The 15,991-nt window shown below is 57.9% G+C and carries 13 protein-coding genes and 2 pseudogenes; 9 read left to right on the top strand and 6 right to left on the bottom strand.

Annotated features, from left to right (window positions below; all coding sequences use genetic code 11):
- Positions 1 to 22 precede the first annotated feature (22 nt).
- Positions 23 to 1,045, top strand: a complete 1,023-nt coding sequence (locus IEI95_RS07245) for an SIS domain-containing protein (protein ID WP_156551577.1) — start codon at positions 23 to 25, stop codon at positions 1,043 to 1,045.
- Positions 1,046 to 1,478: 433 nt separating this feature from the next.
- Here the strand turns inward: IEI95_RS07245 and IEI95_RS07250 are convergent, their stop codons facing one another.
- On the bottom strand, positions 1,479 to 2,240 hold the full coding sequence (locus IEI95_RS07250; protein ID WP_194416214.1) for a DeoR/GlpR family DNA-binding transcription regulator: 762 nt from the start codon (positions 2,238 to 2,240) through the stop codon (positions 1,479 to 1,481).
- A 74-nt stretch (positions 2,241 to 2,314) separates the two neighbouring features.
- On the opposite strand from IEI95_RS07250, the gene IEI95_RS07255 reads away from it, so the two are divergent.
- The 5 genes and pseudogenes from IEI95_RS07255 to IEI95_RS07275 form a co-directional block, all read left to right on the top strand.
- Positions 2,315 to 3,529 (top strand): N-acetylglucosamine-6-phosphate deacetylase, encoded by a 1,215-nt coding sequence (locus IEI95_RS07255; protein ID WP_204166263.1) that lies wholly within the window; start codon positions 2,315 to 2,317, stop codon positions 3,527 to 3,529.
- Positions 3,526 to 4,452 carry an N-acetylglucosamine kinase gene (locus tag IEI95_RS07260; protein WP_194416215.1) on the top strand — a complete coding sequence of 309 codons (927 nt, stop codon included), beginning with the start codon at positions 3,526 to 3,528 and terminating at the stop codon, positions 4,450 to 4,452. The genes IEI95_RS07255 and IEI95_RS07260 overlap by 4 nt, the downstream gene beginning before the upstream one ends.
- Positions 4,453 to 4,846: 394 nt before the next feature.
- Positions 4,847 to 5,347, top strand: a pseudogene (traR, locus tag IEI95_RS07265) (autoinducer-binding transcriptional regulator TraR); the annotation flags it as partial.
- A 285-nt stretch (positions 5,348 to 5,632) separates the two neighbouring features.
- Positions 5,633 to 6,709 carry an IS110 family RNA-guided transposase gene (locus IEI95_RS07270; RefSeq protein ID WP_070167322.1) on the top strand — a complete coding sequence of 359 codons (1,077 nt, stop codon included), beginning with the start codon at positions 5,633 to 5,635 and terminating at the stop codon, positions 6,707 to 6,709.
- A gap of 14 nt (positions 6,710 to 6,723) precedes the next feature.
- A pseudogene (locus IEI95_RS07275) lies at positions 6,724 to 6,930 on the top strand (helix-turn-helix domain-containing protein); the annotation flags it as partial.
- 57 nt (positions 6,931 to 6,987) lie between these two features.
- Here the strand turns inward: IEI95_RS07275 and IEI95_RS07280 are convergent.
- The 5 genes from IEI95_RS07280 to traA all read right to left on the bottom strand — a co-directional run bounded on the left by IEI95_RS07280 (position 6,988) and on the right by traA (position 13,264).
- Complete coding sequence (locus IEI95_RS07280; RefSeq protein ID WP_194416216.1) at positions 6,988 to 7,296, bottom strand: transcriptional repressor TraM; 309 nt, start codon at positions 7,294 to 7,296, stop codon at positions 6,988 to 6,990.
- A gap of 315 nt (positions 7,297 to 7,611) precedes the next feature.
- Positions 7,612 to 8,238: a TraH family protein gene (locus IEI95_RS07285; protein WP_194416217.1), complete on the bottom strand. Its 627-nt coding sequence runs from the start codon at positions 8,236 to 8,238 to the stop codon at positions 7,612 to 7,614.
- Between the two features lie 13 nt (positions 8,239 to 8,251).
- Positions 8,252 to 9,421: a conjugal transfer protein TraB gene (locus tag IEI95_RS07290; RefSeq protein WP_234934184.1), complete on the bottom strand. Its 1,170-nt coding sequence runs from the start codon at positions 9,419 to 9,421 to the stop codon at positions 8,252 to 8,254.
- A 16-nt stretch (positions 9,422 to 9,437) separates the two neighbouring features.
- On the bottom strand, positions 9,438 to 9,965 hold the full coding sequence (gene traF, locus IEI95_RS07295; protein ID WP_194415673.1) for a conjugative transfer signal peptidase TraF: 528 nt from the start codon (positions 9,963 to 9,965) through the stop codon (positions 9,438 to 9,440).
- Positions 9,962 to 13,264, bottom strand: coding sequence for a Ti-type conjugative transfer relaxase TraA (gene traA, locus IEI95_RS07300; protein WP_194416219.1), 3,303 nt, complete (start codon positions 13,262 to 13,264; stop codon positions 9,962 to 9,964). The genes traF and traA overlap by 4 nt, the downstream gene beginning before the upstream one ends.
- Positions 13,265 to 13,521: 257 nt before the next feature.
- Here traA and traC point away from each other — a divergent pair, with 257 nt between their 5' ends.
- From traC to traG, 3 genes are read left to right on the top strand one after another with little or no spacing between them, the layout of a single operon-like run.
- Entirely contained in the window at positions 13,522 to 13,818 is a 297-nt protein-coding gene (gene traC / locus IEI95_RS07305; RefSeq protein WP_194416220.1) for a conjugal transfer protein TraC, read from the top strand.
- Between the two features lie 4 nt (positions 13,819 to 13,822).
- Positions 13,823 to 14,038: a type IV conjugative transfer system coupling protein TraD gene (gene traD, locus IEI95_RS07310; RefSeq protein ID WP_194416221.1), complete on the top strand. Its 216-nt coding sequence runs from the start codon at positions 13,823 to 13,825 to the stop codon at positions 14,036 to 14,038.
- Complete coding sequence (gene traG / locus IEI95_RS07315; protein ID WP_194416222.1) at positions 14,025 to 15,986, top strand: Ti-type conjugative transfer system protein TraG; 1,962 nt, start codon at positions 14,025 to 14,027, stop codon at positions 15,984 to 15,986. Before traD ends, traG begins: the two co-directional genes overlap by 14 nt.
- The last annotated feature ends 5 nt before the right edge of the window (positions 15,987 to 15,991 follow it).

Below are 15,991 nucleotides of genomic sequence, written 5' to 3' on the forward strand. Positions count from 1 at the left end.
CAACAACAGGAAACAGCACCCGATGACTACGCAAATGTATCAAGAGATCATGGAAATTCCATCCGCGATCGCGTCGCTCATTGAGCGATCTGGTGCCGAACTGAAGCAAGTCGGCAAAACTTTCGAGAAACTAAATCCTGCAGCCATAGTTACTATCGCGCGCGGCTCGTCAGATCACGCCGCGCATTTCCTAAAATATGCTATCGAACTCAATGTCGGTATTCCCGTAGCTTCGCTCGGCCCATCCCTCGTCTCCGTCTATAACGCTAGATTGAAGTTGGACCGATGTGGAGCTCTAGCGATCTCCCAGTCCGGCAAAAGTCCCGACATCGTAACGCTAGCGGAAGCGGTTAGAAACGGTGGCGCATATACGGTCGCGGTGTTGAATACGATTCAGTCCCCTCTGGCGAATGCCTCCACCGTAGCGGTAGACATCGCCGCAGGCCCTGAGACTGCTGTGGCCGCGACGAAGTCGTTCGTCAACTCCGTGGTGGCGGGCTTACTTCTGATTGCGGCATGGACGGACGATGAGAAACTCGAGCGCGCAGTCAAGTCACTCCCGGAACACCTGTCAAATGGCTCTGATGCCAAATGGCCTGAGCTTGCGGCCGCGTTAGAGGGCCAACAGTCCTGTTACATTATCGGAAGAGGCCCCAGCGTTGCTATCGCTGCCGAAGCTGCCCTAAAGTGCAAAGAGACCTGTGAGCTTCATGCTGAAGTTTACTCCTCAGCTGAACTTATGCATGGTCCAGTTTCGCTTGTATCACCAAAATTTCCTATCTTGGCGTTCGCCGCAAGAGATCTTGGGGAAGGTTCCGTGTGTGCAGTTGCAGATCAACTAGCGTCGAAACGAGCCAACGTGTTCGTCACCTCCGAGAATGCAGAAGTGGCGACACGCTTGCCGTTTATTGCAACAGGGCATCCTCTCACCGACGCGCTAGCTCAAATAGTCCCATTCTACAGATTTGTGGAAACACTCGCACGGCAAAGGGGATTGAATCCAGACGCTCCGCCAGCGCTCATGAAAGTTACCGAAACTCTTTGAACTTATAGACAACGCTCATTCCATCCCGCGCCGCCGGTCAGCTTTCGATTTGTTAGAGGAATTCTTCTTTCGTGCAGAGCACGAAATCGGCAATGATTATCCGTTAGCGCGAACATATTGTCTGCCGGCGGACGCTACCATGGTGACGGCAACAGCTCGCTTTATGCCTTGGTAGCTATTTCTTTGTCCCAATAGCCGTACTTGTTCGCGATATGATTTCGTATCTCTAGCTAACATTCTGAGCTCAGACTTGCGCCTCAAAAAATATACGCAAGACACGGTCTCAGACATACATTTCGGCGGCCTATCGTTATTGTGGAAATTGCAGGAACTGACAACGATATGACGAATTACTTCTGACGAAACCACACGCTAATTCGCCCTGTCCAGCAGCAATTTTGAAGAGGTTATCCTGAGTACTCCGGTATACCGACTAGTCCAGCAACGTCCTAATATTATTCTGTTCCAGCAGGGCGCGACTTTTAGCATTCTCTTCAGTGACTAAGATGTCGATAAGGGACAGAGGGCCAATTTTGTAGGCGGCGGCCGTACCGATTTTGTCAGAAGTAGCGATAGCCACGACTTCTGCGGCGGCGCTGATCATTGCGGACTTTATTGCCACTTCATCATAACCCGAAGTTGTCAAACCTAGATCCTCATGAATTCCATGGACACCAATAAAGCACAGATCAGCACTCATCGAATGGAGTTGCTCCAAAACCCTCGCGCCAAGCGTCATCTGACTTCGTTTGTCAAAGACGCCCCCAAGGAAGATTATTTCTAGATGAGCGTGTTCGTTGGTGACTGTCGCAATTAGGGGGCTGTTCGTCACGATCGTCGCCCTCAAGTCCTTTGGCAGCTGCCGGACCAATTCTAGATTAGAAGTCCCGCCATCAACGATGACGACCTGATCTCGGAGCACAATCTGAGCCGCGCGCCGCGCTAGTCTGACTTTTTGTTCGGCGGAAACTTTGTACCGCCCCTGAAAGGGGAGGGTGCCAGGCGACATCGGGAGAGCTGCCCCATGGACGCGTTTGATAAGACCTTCCGCCGCCATTTCGCGGAAATCGCGTCGTGCCGTGTCTTCAGAGACCGAGAAATGCTCGGACACTTCCGTCGTTGAAAGTCGCCCCTTTGTTTGCAGAGCGGCAAGGATATAGGCACGCCGCTCATCAGGCGTCGAATCTAAGGACATGATTTTCTCCGTTGCACGTTTCTGCGTATATAGGTATATATGGGGATATAAAATGCGTCATCGAGGATCAGATCTTGGAAAACCTTCTTATCAAAGGAAACGTAATTCTTCCCGACAGGATAATCGAAAATGCGATAGTTCGCTGCCAGGAAGGACGCATCCGTAGCATTGAGCAGTTCAATTCGAAACACCTGCTGGAAAATGTTGTCGACTATACGGGGTATTACATATCGCCAGGCTTCGTCGATATTCACGTTCATGGCGCTGCAGGGGCAGACTATATGGATGGGACCAAGGACGCGGTTCGCGCTACAAACAGAGCCCACGCCAAGCACGGGACGACCTCGATCTTTCCAACAACAACTACAGGCTCGTTCCAGCAACTCGATGCCATGGTAAACTCGTGCGAAAACGTGCAATCCTCTTGGACGCATGCAGATGGGGCTCGCATCGCGGGAATCCACTTCTACGGGCCATATTTTGCTGAAGACAAAGTCGGGGTTCATTCGCCTGAAGGCCGGCGAGATCCAGTTCGTGAGGAATACGAGTATTTTCTATCAAGACCGATCATCAAGATTGCAACTTGTGCCTCGGAGCTTCCTGGTGCTTTAGATTTCTTCAATTTTGCACGAGAAAGGGGATGCTTCATCACATGCGGACATTCTAATGCCTGCTGGGGTGAACTTGAAGCAGCCTTTGCCCATGGAATGCGCCACGTCGACCATTTTTGGTGTGCGATGAGTTCTGTCTCCTCACTTCGCGCGCGTTTTGGAACGCCGATGCAAGCCGGTATGGAACAATACGTACTTCAAAACGATGGCATGAGCACAGAAGTAATTGCCGATGGCATCCATCTGTCCGACGATCTTCTGCGCTTCGCTTATGAAATGATAGGCTTCCATCGGACATGTCTGGTCACTGACGCGAACCGAGCCATGGATGCACCTCCAGGGACGTATCGATTTGGATCGAGCGACGATGGGACATGGGTCCACAGCGATGGCCAGTCGGTACGAGGGGATGACGGCAGCTTAGCAAGCTCGATGCATGGCATGGACCGCATGGTGAAGACCATGGCAAGGGCCGTGGGTAAGAGCCTGCCCAACGTCATCCGTATGGCCTCGCTTACTCCCGCAGAACTCGCCGGGGTATCTGCTGAAGTGGGAAGCATCGAGCCGGGTAAGCTTGCCGATTTCGTGGTGTTGGATCAGGAACTTGATATTGAGCGCGTTATCATAGGTGGCGAAACAGTACATGTGCCTCACGCAAACCGAGAGCGTGCGTCGTGACATATCCTCCTCTTGTTATCGGCGTGGACGTTGGCGGCACGAAGACCCGTTGGATGGCCCAGCGTGGGAAGGATTCCGTTGTTGATCAGACGGTCCCGACAAGCTCCTGGCGTCGTGAAAGCTACAGCGCGTCCGATTGCTTTCGCCTCAAAGCTCTCATCGAGTCATCCATCGGCTACCTACAGCCACGGCACGTCGTCATCGGAGCGAATGGCTGTAATACAGATCAGCGTCTTCTCCAGTGCGAAGAGACTTTTGGAAAAACGACAGGGTGGGACATCAGAGTGCTCAATGATGCAGAATTGCTTCCTGCAGCGGCGGGAGGGGATGGTGGCATCGCCGTCATTTCAGGCACAGGGTCAATTGTCGTTGCCAGAAACACAGAGGGGGCTCTTTTAACGGTCGGCGGTTGGGGTTGGCTGCTCGGCGACGAAGGTGGCGGTGCTGGCTTGGTGAGGGCCGCAATACGATCCTGTCTTGCAGCCGCTGAAGCAAGGGAACACTCAGACGTCCTCCATGAATTTTTACTTAAACATCTAAAAATCACAGACCTCAGAGAGGCTAATGAGAGGCTGTCCATCGAACCTTCAGCAGCAATGTTCGCTAGTCACACCATTGCACTATTCGATGCGATCGAACAGGGATCAAAGCTTGGCGTCGGCGTCGTCAGAGCCCAAGTTGCGGATCTCCGTGATAAAGTGGCGTCTCTGCTTCTGCAGGGAGCGCGTGGGCCTGTCTATCTGGGCGGCGGAATTTTTGAGCGTCTGCCCTATTTTTATCAGGCGTTCATTGATGCGGCCAACGAACTCAGTAGCGACTTGGATATAGTACTAGTTGCAACCCCTCCGGTAGTCGGGGCACTCAATATTGCATCCGTTCGGCTAGCGCGAGGAGAGGGCTTTGAAAGGGCGGAAAGTGGGTGACTATTTTTCGGAGGTCGGCCAGCGGAATTGCCGAAAGGTCATAGGAAACGAATTCAGATTAGCTCCTGAGGCTGCGTCTGGCAGCGATCGAAACGATGACAAGCACCCGAGGAACTCAAATAGAGAGGAATTGGCCGGCAGTAACTCGCTGCGCGTCTTGCACGTTCCCACTAACAATCAGCGATGATGGGCGGCATAGGCTACATGGCGAAACCGGCATCCGTTTTCTAGTGAGTTCGAAGCCACTCGCCATGCGTCTCGAGAGGCTGAAACAAACACCAAACATCGCTCTCCCGCAGTGGCCATCCTGCTTTTATTGCCACTGGACGAACTCTGCAGCAAAAAGGATCTTCCCCGTGACCTGTTCCACCTGACCACCAAAACGGAGTGAAAAATGCAGCACTGGCTGGACAAGCTAACCGATCTTGCGGCGATACAAGGCGACGAGAGCATCCTAACGCAGGGCCTTTCCGACCTCACCCAACATTATGGCTTCACCGGCTACGCCTATCTGCACATCCAGCACAAGCGCAGCATCGCAGTCACAAATTATCATCGCGAGTGGCGGTCGACGTATTTCGAGAAGAACTTCGATAAGCTTGATCCGGTCGTCAAACGCGCGAAATCCAGGAAACACGTTTTTGCGTGGTCCGGGGAACAGGATCGCGCGAAGCAATCGAAGGAAGAGCGTACCTTCTATGCGCATGCTGCCGACTTTGGCATTCGCTCCGGGGTAACCGTTCCGATCAAGACTGCCAACGGCTCGATGTCGATGTTCACTTTAGCGTCGGAAAGGCCTGCAATCGATCTTGACCGTGAGATCGACGCGGTCGCAGCCGCCGCTGCAGTTGGACAGCTCCATGCCCGCATCTCGTTCCTTCAAACCACTCCGACAGTCATATGATTGATACCAGTTTTCAGGTGGTTTGACTCAAACACCGTTCGACCATTCTCTGGGCTGGTGCCGCAAGGCTTCCCGGTATGATCTGACCCTCACTCCGATCGACCCAATATGTGTCTTTCCGCGGACCTGTCGATCATCCGGGAACGCCCTGCGGTGAGGCCTTGCCTCAAAGGTGCTGCTGTGACCCAAGAAGGGCATGACCATCCGGTCCCATGACTGTCCTGTCCCGGCATCCTTCAGGCAAATAATTCTCATGCCGCAGGAGAGGATAATTAGATGGCTGAACACCGAGCAGAAACTCACGTCATTGGTGGCGTCGATACACACAAGGACTTGCATGTCGCGGCAGTCGTTGATCATCGCGACCGCGTTCTCGGTACCGAGAGCTTCCCGACAACCCGACACGGCTATCGCTTGATGCTGGCTTGGATGCGATCGTTCGGGGATCTCCAGCGGGTCGGGATCGAATGCTCTGGCAGCTACGGCGCGGGGTTGCTGCGCTACATGCAAACCGCAGGTGTCGAGATTCTGGAGGTCACCGCACCTGACAAACTCGACCGCCGCCGGCGCGGCAAGAATGACAACTTCGACGCAGAAAGTGCGGCCCACGCAGCCTTTGCGAGACGGCACACCGTAACGCCACGCAGCAGGGACGGCATGGTAGAAAGTTTACGCATCCTAAGGGTTTGCCGCAAAACCGCTATTCAGGCGCGCCGTATTGCCCTGCAGATGATCCAGATGACCATCGTCTGCGCACCGGACAAAATCCGCGATCCGCTGCGCAGCATGACGCGGATGCAATTGATCCGTACGCTCGCAGCCGGCAGACCTGACCTCACTGCGTATCGCCAGGTCGAGGAAGCCTACCGCATCTCTCTCAAGTCTCTGGCGCGGCGTTATCTCGAACTCCATGACGAGATCGCCGATCTCGACGACATGATTGAGGCCATCGTCAAGGATCTCGCTCCTGAACTACTTGCTCAAACCGCAATCGGCGTGAACAGTGCGGCGCAGTTGCTTCTCACGGCGGGCGATAACTCCGACCGGTTGAAGTCCGAGGCGAGCTTCGCCGCATTGTGCGGCGTCAGCCCCGTCCCCGCTTCTTCCGGAAAAACGGTTCGGCACAGGTTGAACAGGGGTGGGGATCGCGCAGCAAACAGTGCCATCCACATCATCGCCATTGGGAGGCTTCGATTGGATGCACGCACGCAGGACTACGTCGCCCGACGGATCGCAGCCGGAAAATCGAAGCTCGAGGCAATTCGCTGCCTCAAACGCTACATCGCCCGCGAAGTCTTCGCCATCATCATGCGGCGGCACAGGGAAATCAACCAAAGCCAAATCGCGGCTTGACTCTTAGAAGGGCGTCCGTGGAAGAAGCCGCCTGGCTCGATCCTAAAGAGGCGACCTATCTCAGATGGATCGCGGTTGGCATGACGATGGAGGAAATTGCCGATATAGAGGGCACTAAATACAACAGCGTCCGTGTCAAGCTCCGCGAGGCTATGAAACGCTTCGATGTCCGAAGCAAGGCCCACCTTACCGCGCTCGCAATTCGTCGAAAGCTGATCTAAACTACTAGTACTGACACCATCCGCTCTGTTGGCGCACCAGGTCTGACCGAAACCGGATCAGTTCGCGGCCAGCTTGGGAATGTGCCCAAGAACCCCTACGAGCGTGTTGACCGCGGTCATCTGCGCATGCATCTCGATCATTGCTTCGATGTATTCGAGATGCTGAACGCCGCCAGTTGCTTTTCCTGTCCTGTAATCGTCGGGCAAAGCCTGAAACAGTTGATCCGCCTTCTCCAGGAGCTGCCTGTGCAGCCGAATAGCATTGACCGTCAGCGTCTCGACGTCTGCCGTTGCGAGGCCGCCTGTCAGCCCGATCACCGGGCGCAGTTCAAAAGTGTCCGACACTGCTGAATTTTCCGAATCCATTTGTGATCCAACCCAAAGTTTAGTCCGCGGTTCGCCCCCGCAGACGCTAATCCCTGATCCCAAGCCGGGGGTTGGAAACTGTACTCGGACAGTCCTGCGACCTTTAGCACCGGAGCACCTGGACATACGTCGCAGGCCCACCGGCCAATGGCCAGAGGATTCTGATGTCGAAACGGCCGACATCAACCACCGAGTAGAGGTTTCCACACCCCGGAACAGCGCGTACTGCCCTATCCGTGCTTATATCGGGCGAATGCTGTTTTCGCTAGAGGAATGGCCGAACAATTGCCGTGCAGATCTGCAGATACGGCGACGTCAGCGCTTTGCGTCAATGCCGGTCAGGTCGATCCTGATTCCTGCTTTGTTGGGATCGGATGCCGAAGCTTCGGCCGGCGGTTCGGGTTTGGCCTCAGCATCAGTAATGCCAGCTTGTGTGTCGGCACCATTCCACTGGACCGGGCCCGGCTGGGCGAGCTTTACATCACCCGGATCTTCCGCCCGAAACACTGCCGTTCCTTCGAAATATCCCGTCTGCCAGGCGACGATCGCGTCGTCGAACACTTGCGGCAGGACATCCTTGGCGGTCGGATTCCCATACCATTTGGTGACGATACGGTAGACCTTCGCGAAGAGTGCCGTGCCCATGCGGATGTTTTCGCAAGCATCGACCAGGTCCGGCTTCAGCTGGCCCGCCTCCACGATGCCGAGCCCGGCGGGATATTGTGTGATCCCGACGCGAACGGTATTGCGACCGAGGTTGTCTCGGACAAGCGCCAACGCCTCTTCCGCTGTCTTCGGCCTGGGCACCAGTATGACGCGGTTTCCGGAGCGGACCGTGACTGCGAGCGGGTCCGGTGCCCCTGCCCGCTCGATGAACTGTTCTACGATCGCCGGCTTCAGGCCGGGATCGCTGCATTCTTTGATGAGGGCGGCATCGACCATCGCAAACAATTCCTTATCTGTTGAAAGCCGTGACGACGGGCAGTCCGAACAGTTTTGCCCAGGCCATCACGCTCACGTTTTGAATGGCGACGATCGAGGTTCCCGCGGTCCACCATCCGTTGCCCGGGGCAATGATTGCGCTGGGGGAATGCAGCATCGACTGCAGGACCGGCCAAAGTAGGAGCTGTTCGTAACAGATCAGCGCGGCGAGCCTCTGGCCGTCGATTTCCACGACTGGATTGCCGAAGAGGTTGGCGCGAGCTCCTCCGCCCTGCCCGGTCCATCCCCGCCATGGCTGCCACATGGATACCGGGACGGGCATGCGTTCGCGATAGAGAATTCGTACTTCGTCAGCCGAAACCTTCACCATGGTATTGTCGTAGCCGCCCGGATCGATGACTGCCGCGCCGGCGATCACAGTGAGCTCCGAGCCTCGCAAGCCTTTCTGCCAGAGCCTCGCGACGGTCGGCGTCCAGAAACCGAGTGCACTTTCGGGAAGAACGATGAACCGCGTTTTCTCTCCCGCAGCCGCGCGCACCGTTGCGATCAGGTCACGGTGATAGTCGAGCGAGCCGTCTCTTCCAAGTTTCTGACCCTGTTCAAGGTCGACGCCCTTCCATCCCTCGGGTAGATTCGGAGATGTCCACGTAGTGGCGGACCAGAGCCACAATCCTCCCAGGACGATGGCGGTAGCCGGCCAATATCGTGATGTCATCATCGCGAGACCGGCTGTCATCGCGACCAGCCCCCACCATCCCCATCCCGGAAAGAGCACACCAGTAGCGGTGAGCGGATGTGCCCAGCCGGTTATGCCGAGCGGCGGCAGGCCTAAGAGCACCGTCGCCGCCAGATAGCGCGCAGCCATTGCCATTCCCGTTCGACCTACTCCGCGAGACTTGCCTTCCGATCGCGCCTTCCAGAGCGCCGCATGCACAGCGGCAAAAGAGAGCGAAGCGGCCACCCAAAGCAGAAGCCCAGACCAGAGATCGGCGTCATAGAAGTTGGCGACGCCCTGCGGCAGCCCACGCGACGCAGCCAGAAAATATCCGGCCGACACCAGCACCGCCGTCAGCCGCGACGGCGACATCGCCCATAGCGCCGGAAACAACACAGCGACCGGAAGGGTCAGGACATGACCACTCCAGGCAATCCCGCCGCAAGCGACAGATACGGCGATGAGCAGGCAGGATCGCTGCCTGTTATGGATTGAACGTGAGGACCGGCCACGCCAGGCCGAGAAGGCCCGTGTCGGGAACCGGTCCAAAATACCGACTATCATAGGAGCTCGCAAAGGATGAGTGAAGAAACAGATTTCTCAGTGGCACGATGCCGGTCTTGAACGGTGTGATTGGCCTGCCCTCGCCATCGCTCGTTCGAACCTTCGATGAGGCAAGAGGCCTGCCGTCGACAGTGACATTCACGCCGATTTCGATGTGCTGTCCGGGAAGTGCCGCCACTGTCTTGATAAGCGGCGCAAACCCACCGGGGCAGAGGCCACGCCTGACATAGCCGCGGCGGCGTGCCTCCTCGAATGACGCGGTCGGCGGTGGGCAGATGAACACGAGATCGCCGACCTCGACCGGACGCTGCAGGGCCATGATACGCCAGAGCCCAAGCGGCTCGCTCGGCGTCAGGTTCAATCGAAAGCCGCCGAAGTATGCGATTGCCGCCAGAGCGGCGATCATCCCGCCCAGGCCGGCCAGGAACAGGAGAAGCCGCCGCCTCATTGCTTCATCACCGGCGTCTGACGCTGGGCGAGCCGCAAATCTTCGGCCTGACGCAGGGTCTGGACGGTGCGCTCGTGAGCGGCGAGCTGCTGGGACGTGCGTATGATCGGCCAGGCTTCCTTCAGATGCTCCTTCTGCTCGGGCTGCATCCCGTCTGAGAGTTTGTCGAAGAGCTTTCCGGAGGGTTCGCGCGCGGCATTGGTGAGCAGTGTGCGTTCCCCGAACCGCTGGGTGACAGCTTGGTTGAACCCGTCAATTTCCAGCTTGGTTTCCCGATTGCTCAGTGCATATGCCATGGCCGCCGGCAGATCGTTGCGGTCGATCGCGTCACGCACGCGCTCCAGCACCACATGTGCTGCCGGCGACAATGCCGGGATGTCGATCGACACGCGCTGACGCAATACCTGCTCGTCAGCCTGCAGCCGCTGCACGGCGGTCTCGCGCATCCTCAGATACTGCTTGAGATCGCGCTTCAGGGCCGGAACATTGAGGTTTGCAACGCGACGGTCCTCGCGCTCGGTCTTGCTGGCAAGAATGCCGGTCTTGCCCTTCAGCGGTCCGATCGACGCCGGGGCGGTCGTCAGCGTCTGAAGCGCCAGTTCTGCCGTTTCTTTATCCGCTAGCACCGCATCGAAGTTCATCGCCCGGAAGGCGGTCTCGGGATCAGCAAAGACGTAAGAAAAGCGGGTCGAGACCTCTTCCCATTGTTGTCTGAGGGCTGGATCGGTGTCGAGCTTTTGCTCCACCGTATCGGCGACGGAACCGGAAAATGTCCTGATGCCTGCAACCATGGGCGCGGCCTCCTTCATCGTTTGGGTTTTTAAGGGGTGGTGCAGACCGAGACGCTCTGCAAAGACAGCAAGGCGCTGGCCGAGATCGACAAGTTTCGTCTTCTGGCGCAGCGTCCAGTCGAGTTGGTCGCGTAGCAGCGTCCGCGCCACCTGGACGATGTTAAGGCCGCGACTTTCCGCAAACCGCAGCGCCTCGCGGTAAAGCTTTCCGCGCTCATAATCGAGCGTGGTCTCCTTGGCATTTTTTCTGGAGAGGACTTTGGCAAGACCACCATTGAAGGCGAAGGATCGCGTCCCGTAATAGAGCTGCAAATCCTCGCGGTGGCGGGTCATCGCCACATAGGTCAGATGCCGGTCGAGGGAGAGGCTTGCCAACACCTTCACACGGTCGACTGTCGCGCCTTGGCTTTTATGGATCGTCGTGGCGTAACCATGATCGAGATTGCTGTAGAAGCGTTGCTCGACGATGACCTGCCGGCGCTGATTACCCTCTCCGACGACAGCAACGATCCTGTTCGGTGCGGTCTCAATGACATGAGCGATCATGCCGTTCTTGACGCCGAGCGATCCTTCGTTCTTCAGGAAGACGATCTGGTCGCCCGCGTCGAACTGGCGAATGCCGTCAGCCGTTTTGAATACATGGCCCTCACCGACAATGCCGCGTTCAACGAGTTTTTCGCGGGCCATAATGTTCAGCTTCCGCACGTCGCGGCGCAGATGCGCGAGGATCAACGTTGTCTTCGTCTGGTCGTAACCGTGGTTCCAGTCACCGATGAGCCGCTCGACCGCTTCGGCCTTGAGGCGCGTTCCCGTGATCCTGACATTGGCATCATAGGCGGCCAGCGCCTTTTCCACATTGCCTCGCGCCAGATCGAGCGAGGCCTTGCGCATCCAGTCCTCGCGCTGGCGATAGATCGTCTCGAGTTCGGCATAGCCGATGCGGTCGACGATGGCGCGGAAGGCAGCCCCCGCCTCGATCGGCTGGAGTTGTTCGGGATCGCCGACCAGCACGATCTTGGCGCCTGCCCTGACGACGGCATCGACGAAGCCGGCCATCTGTTTTGAGGCGACCATGCCGGCCTCGTCCATGACGAAGACGGTTTTATCATCGAGAACGTCACGGCCCCGATTCCAGCGCAACTCCCATGATGCCAGCGTGCGGCTTTCGATGCCGGCTTCCTTCTCCAGGCCTTCGGCCGCCTTGCCGGCAAGCGCGCCGCCGACAACCCGGTATCCGGCAAGTTCCCAAACCTCGCGGGCGGCTTTCATCATCGTGGTCTTGCCAGCGCCAGCGCGTCCAACCACGGCCGCGATCCGGGCGGGACCGGCGATCCGCTCGATCGCCGCTTTCTGCTCCTGCGACAACCGCTCATGCCGCCGGAACGTTGCATTCAGAGCAGCTTCAGAGACAGCATGGCCGTCCCGGTTCGACAGCCACAACGCCTGCCGCACCATCGTCGCTTCCAGCCGGATCATCGCCCGGGTCGAATAACGGGCGGGTACTTTTTCTCCGGTCGCGAACTCGATCGTGTCGCGCTGCAAACGCAAAACTTCCGGGTTCAGCATGATGCGTGACATCAGTTGCTGGAAGACAGCCGGGTCATCGACATAGCGATGCAGAACCTTGGCGACATCGCGTTCATCGAAGACGCTCTTCTCTCGCGTGATCAGGTCAAGCACGATGGCTGGATTGTTCAGAATGCGGCGGGTGTTTTCGCTCCGCCGCTCTTCGTTCAATTCGATGCGCTCAAGCTCTGGCCGGACGCCCTTCTCCTGTGCCTTGCGCTCGATCGCCTTGGCGCCAACGCCGAGGTGGATCGTCGGTTCAAGCTCGATACCTTGTTTTTCATAGGAACGGCCATCGATTTTGAGATCGATCCCGCCAAGCGCCAGGTGATGGTTCAACCGCTCGAACCATCCATCGCGTAAGGAATTGAAGTCATCCGTCGATCCGGCCCAGAGCTCATAGAGGATTTTGCCGGACTTCGTGCGGACCGGCTGGCCATCCTCGCCATTGACCGCAACCTTCTTCGATCCGAACCCCTCCTCGATCAGCGGGCGCAATGTCGTCATCAGATGGATGTGCGGATTGCCTGGATTGTCGTGGTAGACCCAATCGGCAACCATGGCTTTGGCGAGGATGTGTTTTTCCACGAAGTCGCGAACTAACGCGATGTTCTGCTGCGGGGTGAGCTCCAGCGGAAGAGCGATTGTCAGGTCCCGGGCAAGTTGCGCATCAGAGCGCTTTTCGAAAGCCTCGACCTTGTTCCAGAAGGCTTCCGAAGCTCCGGCAACAGAGCGGTCAGCAATCAACGCGCGGACCCATTTCGGCGCGTCGGCCGGAAGCATGAATTCCTCATGCAGCAGCCCCTGTTTGCGGGTGTAGTCGATGGTGCGGGCCTCGCGCTCATATTCCATCTTCGCGCAGTGCCGGTAGGCCGCAGACAGCACCACGCTGCGGCCGCCGCCGCGGCTGATGATGCTGGCTGAGAAGTGGGCGATAGCCACGACGTAAAACACTCCTGGTTCGAACCTCGTTCGTCGGAAGCGACAACCCTACGACGGCCCCGCCAGGGCCGTGGGCAAGCACGTCGCATCAGCGACGTATAATTGCGCCCTTGGATCCGCTCCTTCGGAACGGCGGGATCATCCTCCAAAGTGTCGGCTTTGCCGACGTGCAGATCTGCACGTTCCTTCGGACGTGCTTTTGAGGAAATCTTGCAACGGAACAGAGCCGCCAAGATTTCCAGGGAGATGCGACCGGAATGAAGAAACCATCATCGAAGATCAGGGAAGAAATCGCCAGATTGCAGGATCAGCTGAGACAGGCCGAAACACGCGAGGCCGAGCGCATCGGCAGGATCGCGCTGAAGGCCGGCCTCGGTGAGATCGAGATCGAGGAGACCGAACTACAGGCGGCGTTCGAGGAGATTGCAGGGCGGTTTCGCGGAGGTAAGGCGCCTTCGACCGGAAGGAAAAATGCCGGGGATGGTCGAACCAGCGGTGAACCGTCGGCGACGATCGCGTCTGGCGCGCCTGCGGGCGGGCCTGGTGAGGCTTGAACGCATGGCCCGCACGATGACGAATGACGCGCGAAAGAAAGACACGCGCGAAAAAATCGAACTCGGTGGCCTGATCGTCAAGGCAGGATTGCGCTTTGAGAAGCGGGCACTGCTGCTCGGCCTGCTGATCGATGCCAGTCGCCGCCTCAAGGGCAACGATGCCGAGAAATCGCGCCTGACAGTGATAGGCGCGGAGGCGTTCGCTCATGACGGCGAGTAAAGTGTTCCTCGCCGTCATCCTGGCCACGACGATGATCGCCGTGGTGGTTTTTATGCCGGGGATCGAACACTGGCTGGCCGCGTTTGGGAAAACCGCGCAGGCCAAGCTGATGCTCGGGCGGATCGGCCTCGCGCTGCCCTATGCGACCGCGGCTGCTATCGGCACGATCTTTCTGTTCGCGGCGAACGGGACAGCGGCTATTAAGGCGGCAGGATGGGGGATCGTCAGCGGAAATGGTGTGGCAATCCTCATCGCGGTGCTACGTGAGGGGGTTCGCCTGGCCGGGATCGCTGGTGACGTGCCAGCAGGACAGTCCGTGCTCGGATACGTGGACCCCGCAACGATGCTTGGCGCATCGACAATGTTCCTCGCCGGCGTCTTCGCACTGCGCGTCGCGATGAAGGGGAACGCCGCCTTTGCCAAAGCCGCACCACGGCGGATCGGGGGAAAGCGAGCGGTGCATGGCGAGGCCGACTGGATGAAAGTGCAGGAGGCCGCAGAACTTTTCCCCGATCCCGGTGGCATCGTCGTCGGTGAACGGTATCGTGTCGATCGCGATAGCGTTGCGGCGGTGTCGTTCCGCGCCGATGATCCGTCGACCTGGGGCGCGGGAGGCAAGAGCCAGCTCCTATGCTTCGACGGCTCGTTCGGCTCCTCGCATGGCATCGTCTTCGCCGGCTCCGGCGGTTTCAAGACGACGTCGGTCACCGTCCCGACCGCGCTCAAGTGGGGTGGTGGACTCGTTGTCCTCGATCCATCGAGCGAGGTCGCGCCGATGGTATCGGAGCATCGCCGCAAGGCTGGCCGGAAGGTGGTCATTCTCGATCCCTCGGCGTCAGGCGTCGGCTTCAACGCGCTCGACTGGATCGGGCGACGTGGCAGCACGAAAGAAGAGGACATCGTCGCCGTCGCAACCTGGATCATGACCGACAATTCGCGCTCGGCGTCTGCCCGCGACGACTTCTTCCGGGCATCGGCGATGCAGCTCCTGACGGCCCTCATCGCAGACGTATGCCTGTCCGGTCACACGGACGAAGAAGACCAGACGCTGCGCCGTGTGCGTAAGAACCTTTCGGAGCCTGAACCCCAGCTACGGGCGCGCCTGACAAAAATCTACGAGCAGTCGGAATCGGGCTTCGTGAAGGAGAATGTTTCGGTCTTCGTCAACATGACACCCGAGACCTTTTCTGGCGTCTACGCCAATGCGGTGAAAGAAACCCACTGGCTGTCCTATCCGAACTACGCCGCGCTCGTCTCAGGCGACAGTTTCTCGACCGACGATCTTGCCGATGGCGGGACAGACATCTTTATTGCGCTCGATCTGAAGGTACTGGAAGCCCATCCGGGATTGGCCCGTGTGGTTATCGGATCGCTGCTCAATGCCATCTACAATCGAAACGGCGATGTGAAAGGTCGCGCTCTCTTCCTGCTCGACGAAGTCGCCAGGCTCGGCTATCTGCGCATCTTAGAGACCGCACGGGATGCCGGACGCAAATACGGCATCACTCTGACGATGATCTTCCAGTCCATCGGCCAGATGCGCGAGGCCTATGGCGGTCGGGACGCGACGAGCAAGTGGTTCGAATCCGCGTCATGGATCTCGTTTGCCGCGATCAACGACCCTGATACTGCCGACTACATTTCGAAACGCTGCGGCGATACGACGGTCGAGGTCGACCAGACTAACCGCTCTTCAGGGATGAAAGGTTCGTCGCGCTCACGTTCCCGGCAGCTCAGCCGCCGTCCACTGATCCTGCCGCATGAGGTGCTGCGCATGCGCGCTGACGAGCAGATCGTGTTCACATCGGGCAATCCGCCGCTCAGATGTGGACGTGCCATCTGGTTCAGACGCAAGGATATGAGCGCGTCCGTCGGAGAAAACCGTTTTCACAAGCAAATCACAGACGGGGTGAAGAGCTATAAGGCCGCTCCGACGACAGACACATAGGCGAC

It is taken from the genome of Agrobacterium vitis (assembly GCF_014926405.1).
Lineage (GTDB): Bacteria > Pseudomonadota > Alphaproteobacteria > Rhizobiales > Rhizobiaceae > Allorhizobium > Allorhizobium vitis_H.

Excerpts from the sequence above, each read along its gene's own strand:
- IEI95_RS07285 (WP_194416217.1), bottom strand. The coding sequence starts at position 8,238 with ATGGTCGATGCCGCCCTCATCAAAGAATGCAGCGATCCCGGCCTGAAG.
- traC (WP_194416220.1), top strand. The coding sequence starts at position 13,522 with ATGAAGAAACCATCATCGAAGATCAGGGAAGAAATCGCCAGATTGCAG.
- traD (WP_194416221.1), top strand. The coding sequence starts at position 13,823 with ATGGCCCGCACGATGACGAATGACGCGCGAAAGAAAGACACGCGCGAA.
- traF (WP_194415673.1), bottom strand. The coding sequence starts at position 9,965 with ATGAGGCGGCGGCTTCTCCTGTTCCTGGCCGGCCTGGGCGGGATGATC.
- IEI95_RS07280 (WP_194416216.1), bottom strand. The coding sequence starts at position 7,296 with ATGGATTCGGAAAATTCAGCAGTGTCGGACACTTTTGAACTGCGCCCG.
- IEI95_RS07250 (WP_194416214.1), bottom strand. The coding sequence starts at position 2,240 with ATGTCCTTAGATTCGACGCCTGATGAGCGGCGTGCCTATATCCTTGCC.
- traG (WP_194416222.1), top strand. The coding sequence starts at position 14,025 with ATGACGGCGAGTAAAGTGTTCCTCGCCGTCATCCTGGCCACGACGATG.
- IEI95_RS07245 (WP_156551577.1), top strand. The coding sequence starts at position 23 with ATGACTACGCAAATGTATCAAGAGATCATGGAAATTCCATCCGCGATC.
- IEI95_RS07270 (WP_070167322.1), top strand. The coding sequence starts at position 5,633 with ATGGCTGAACACCGAGCAGAAACTCACGTCATTGGTGGCGTCGATACA.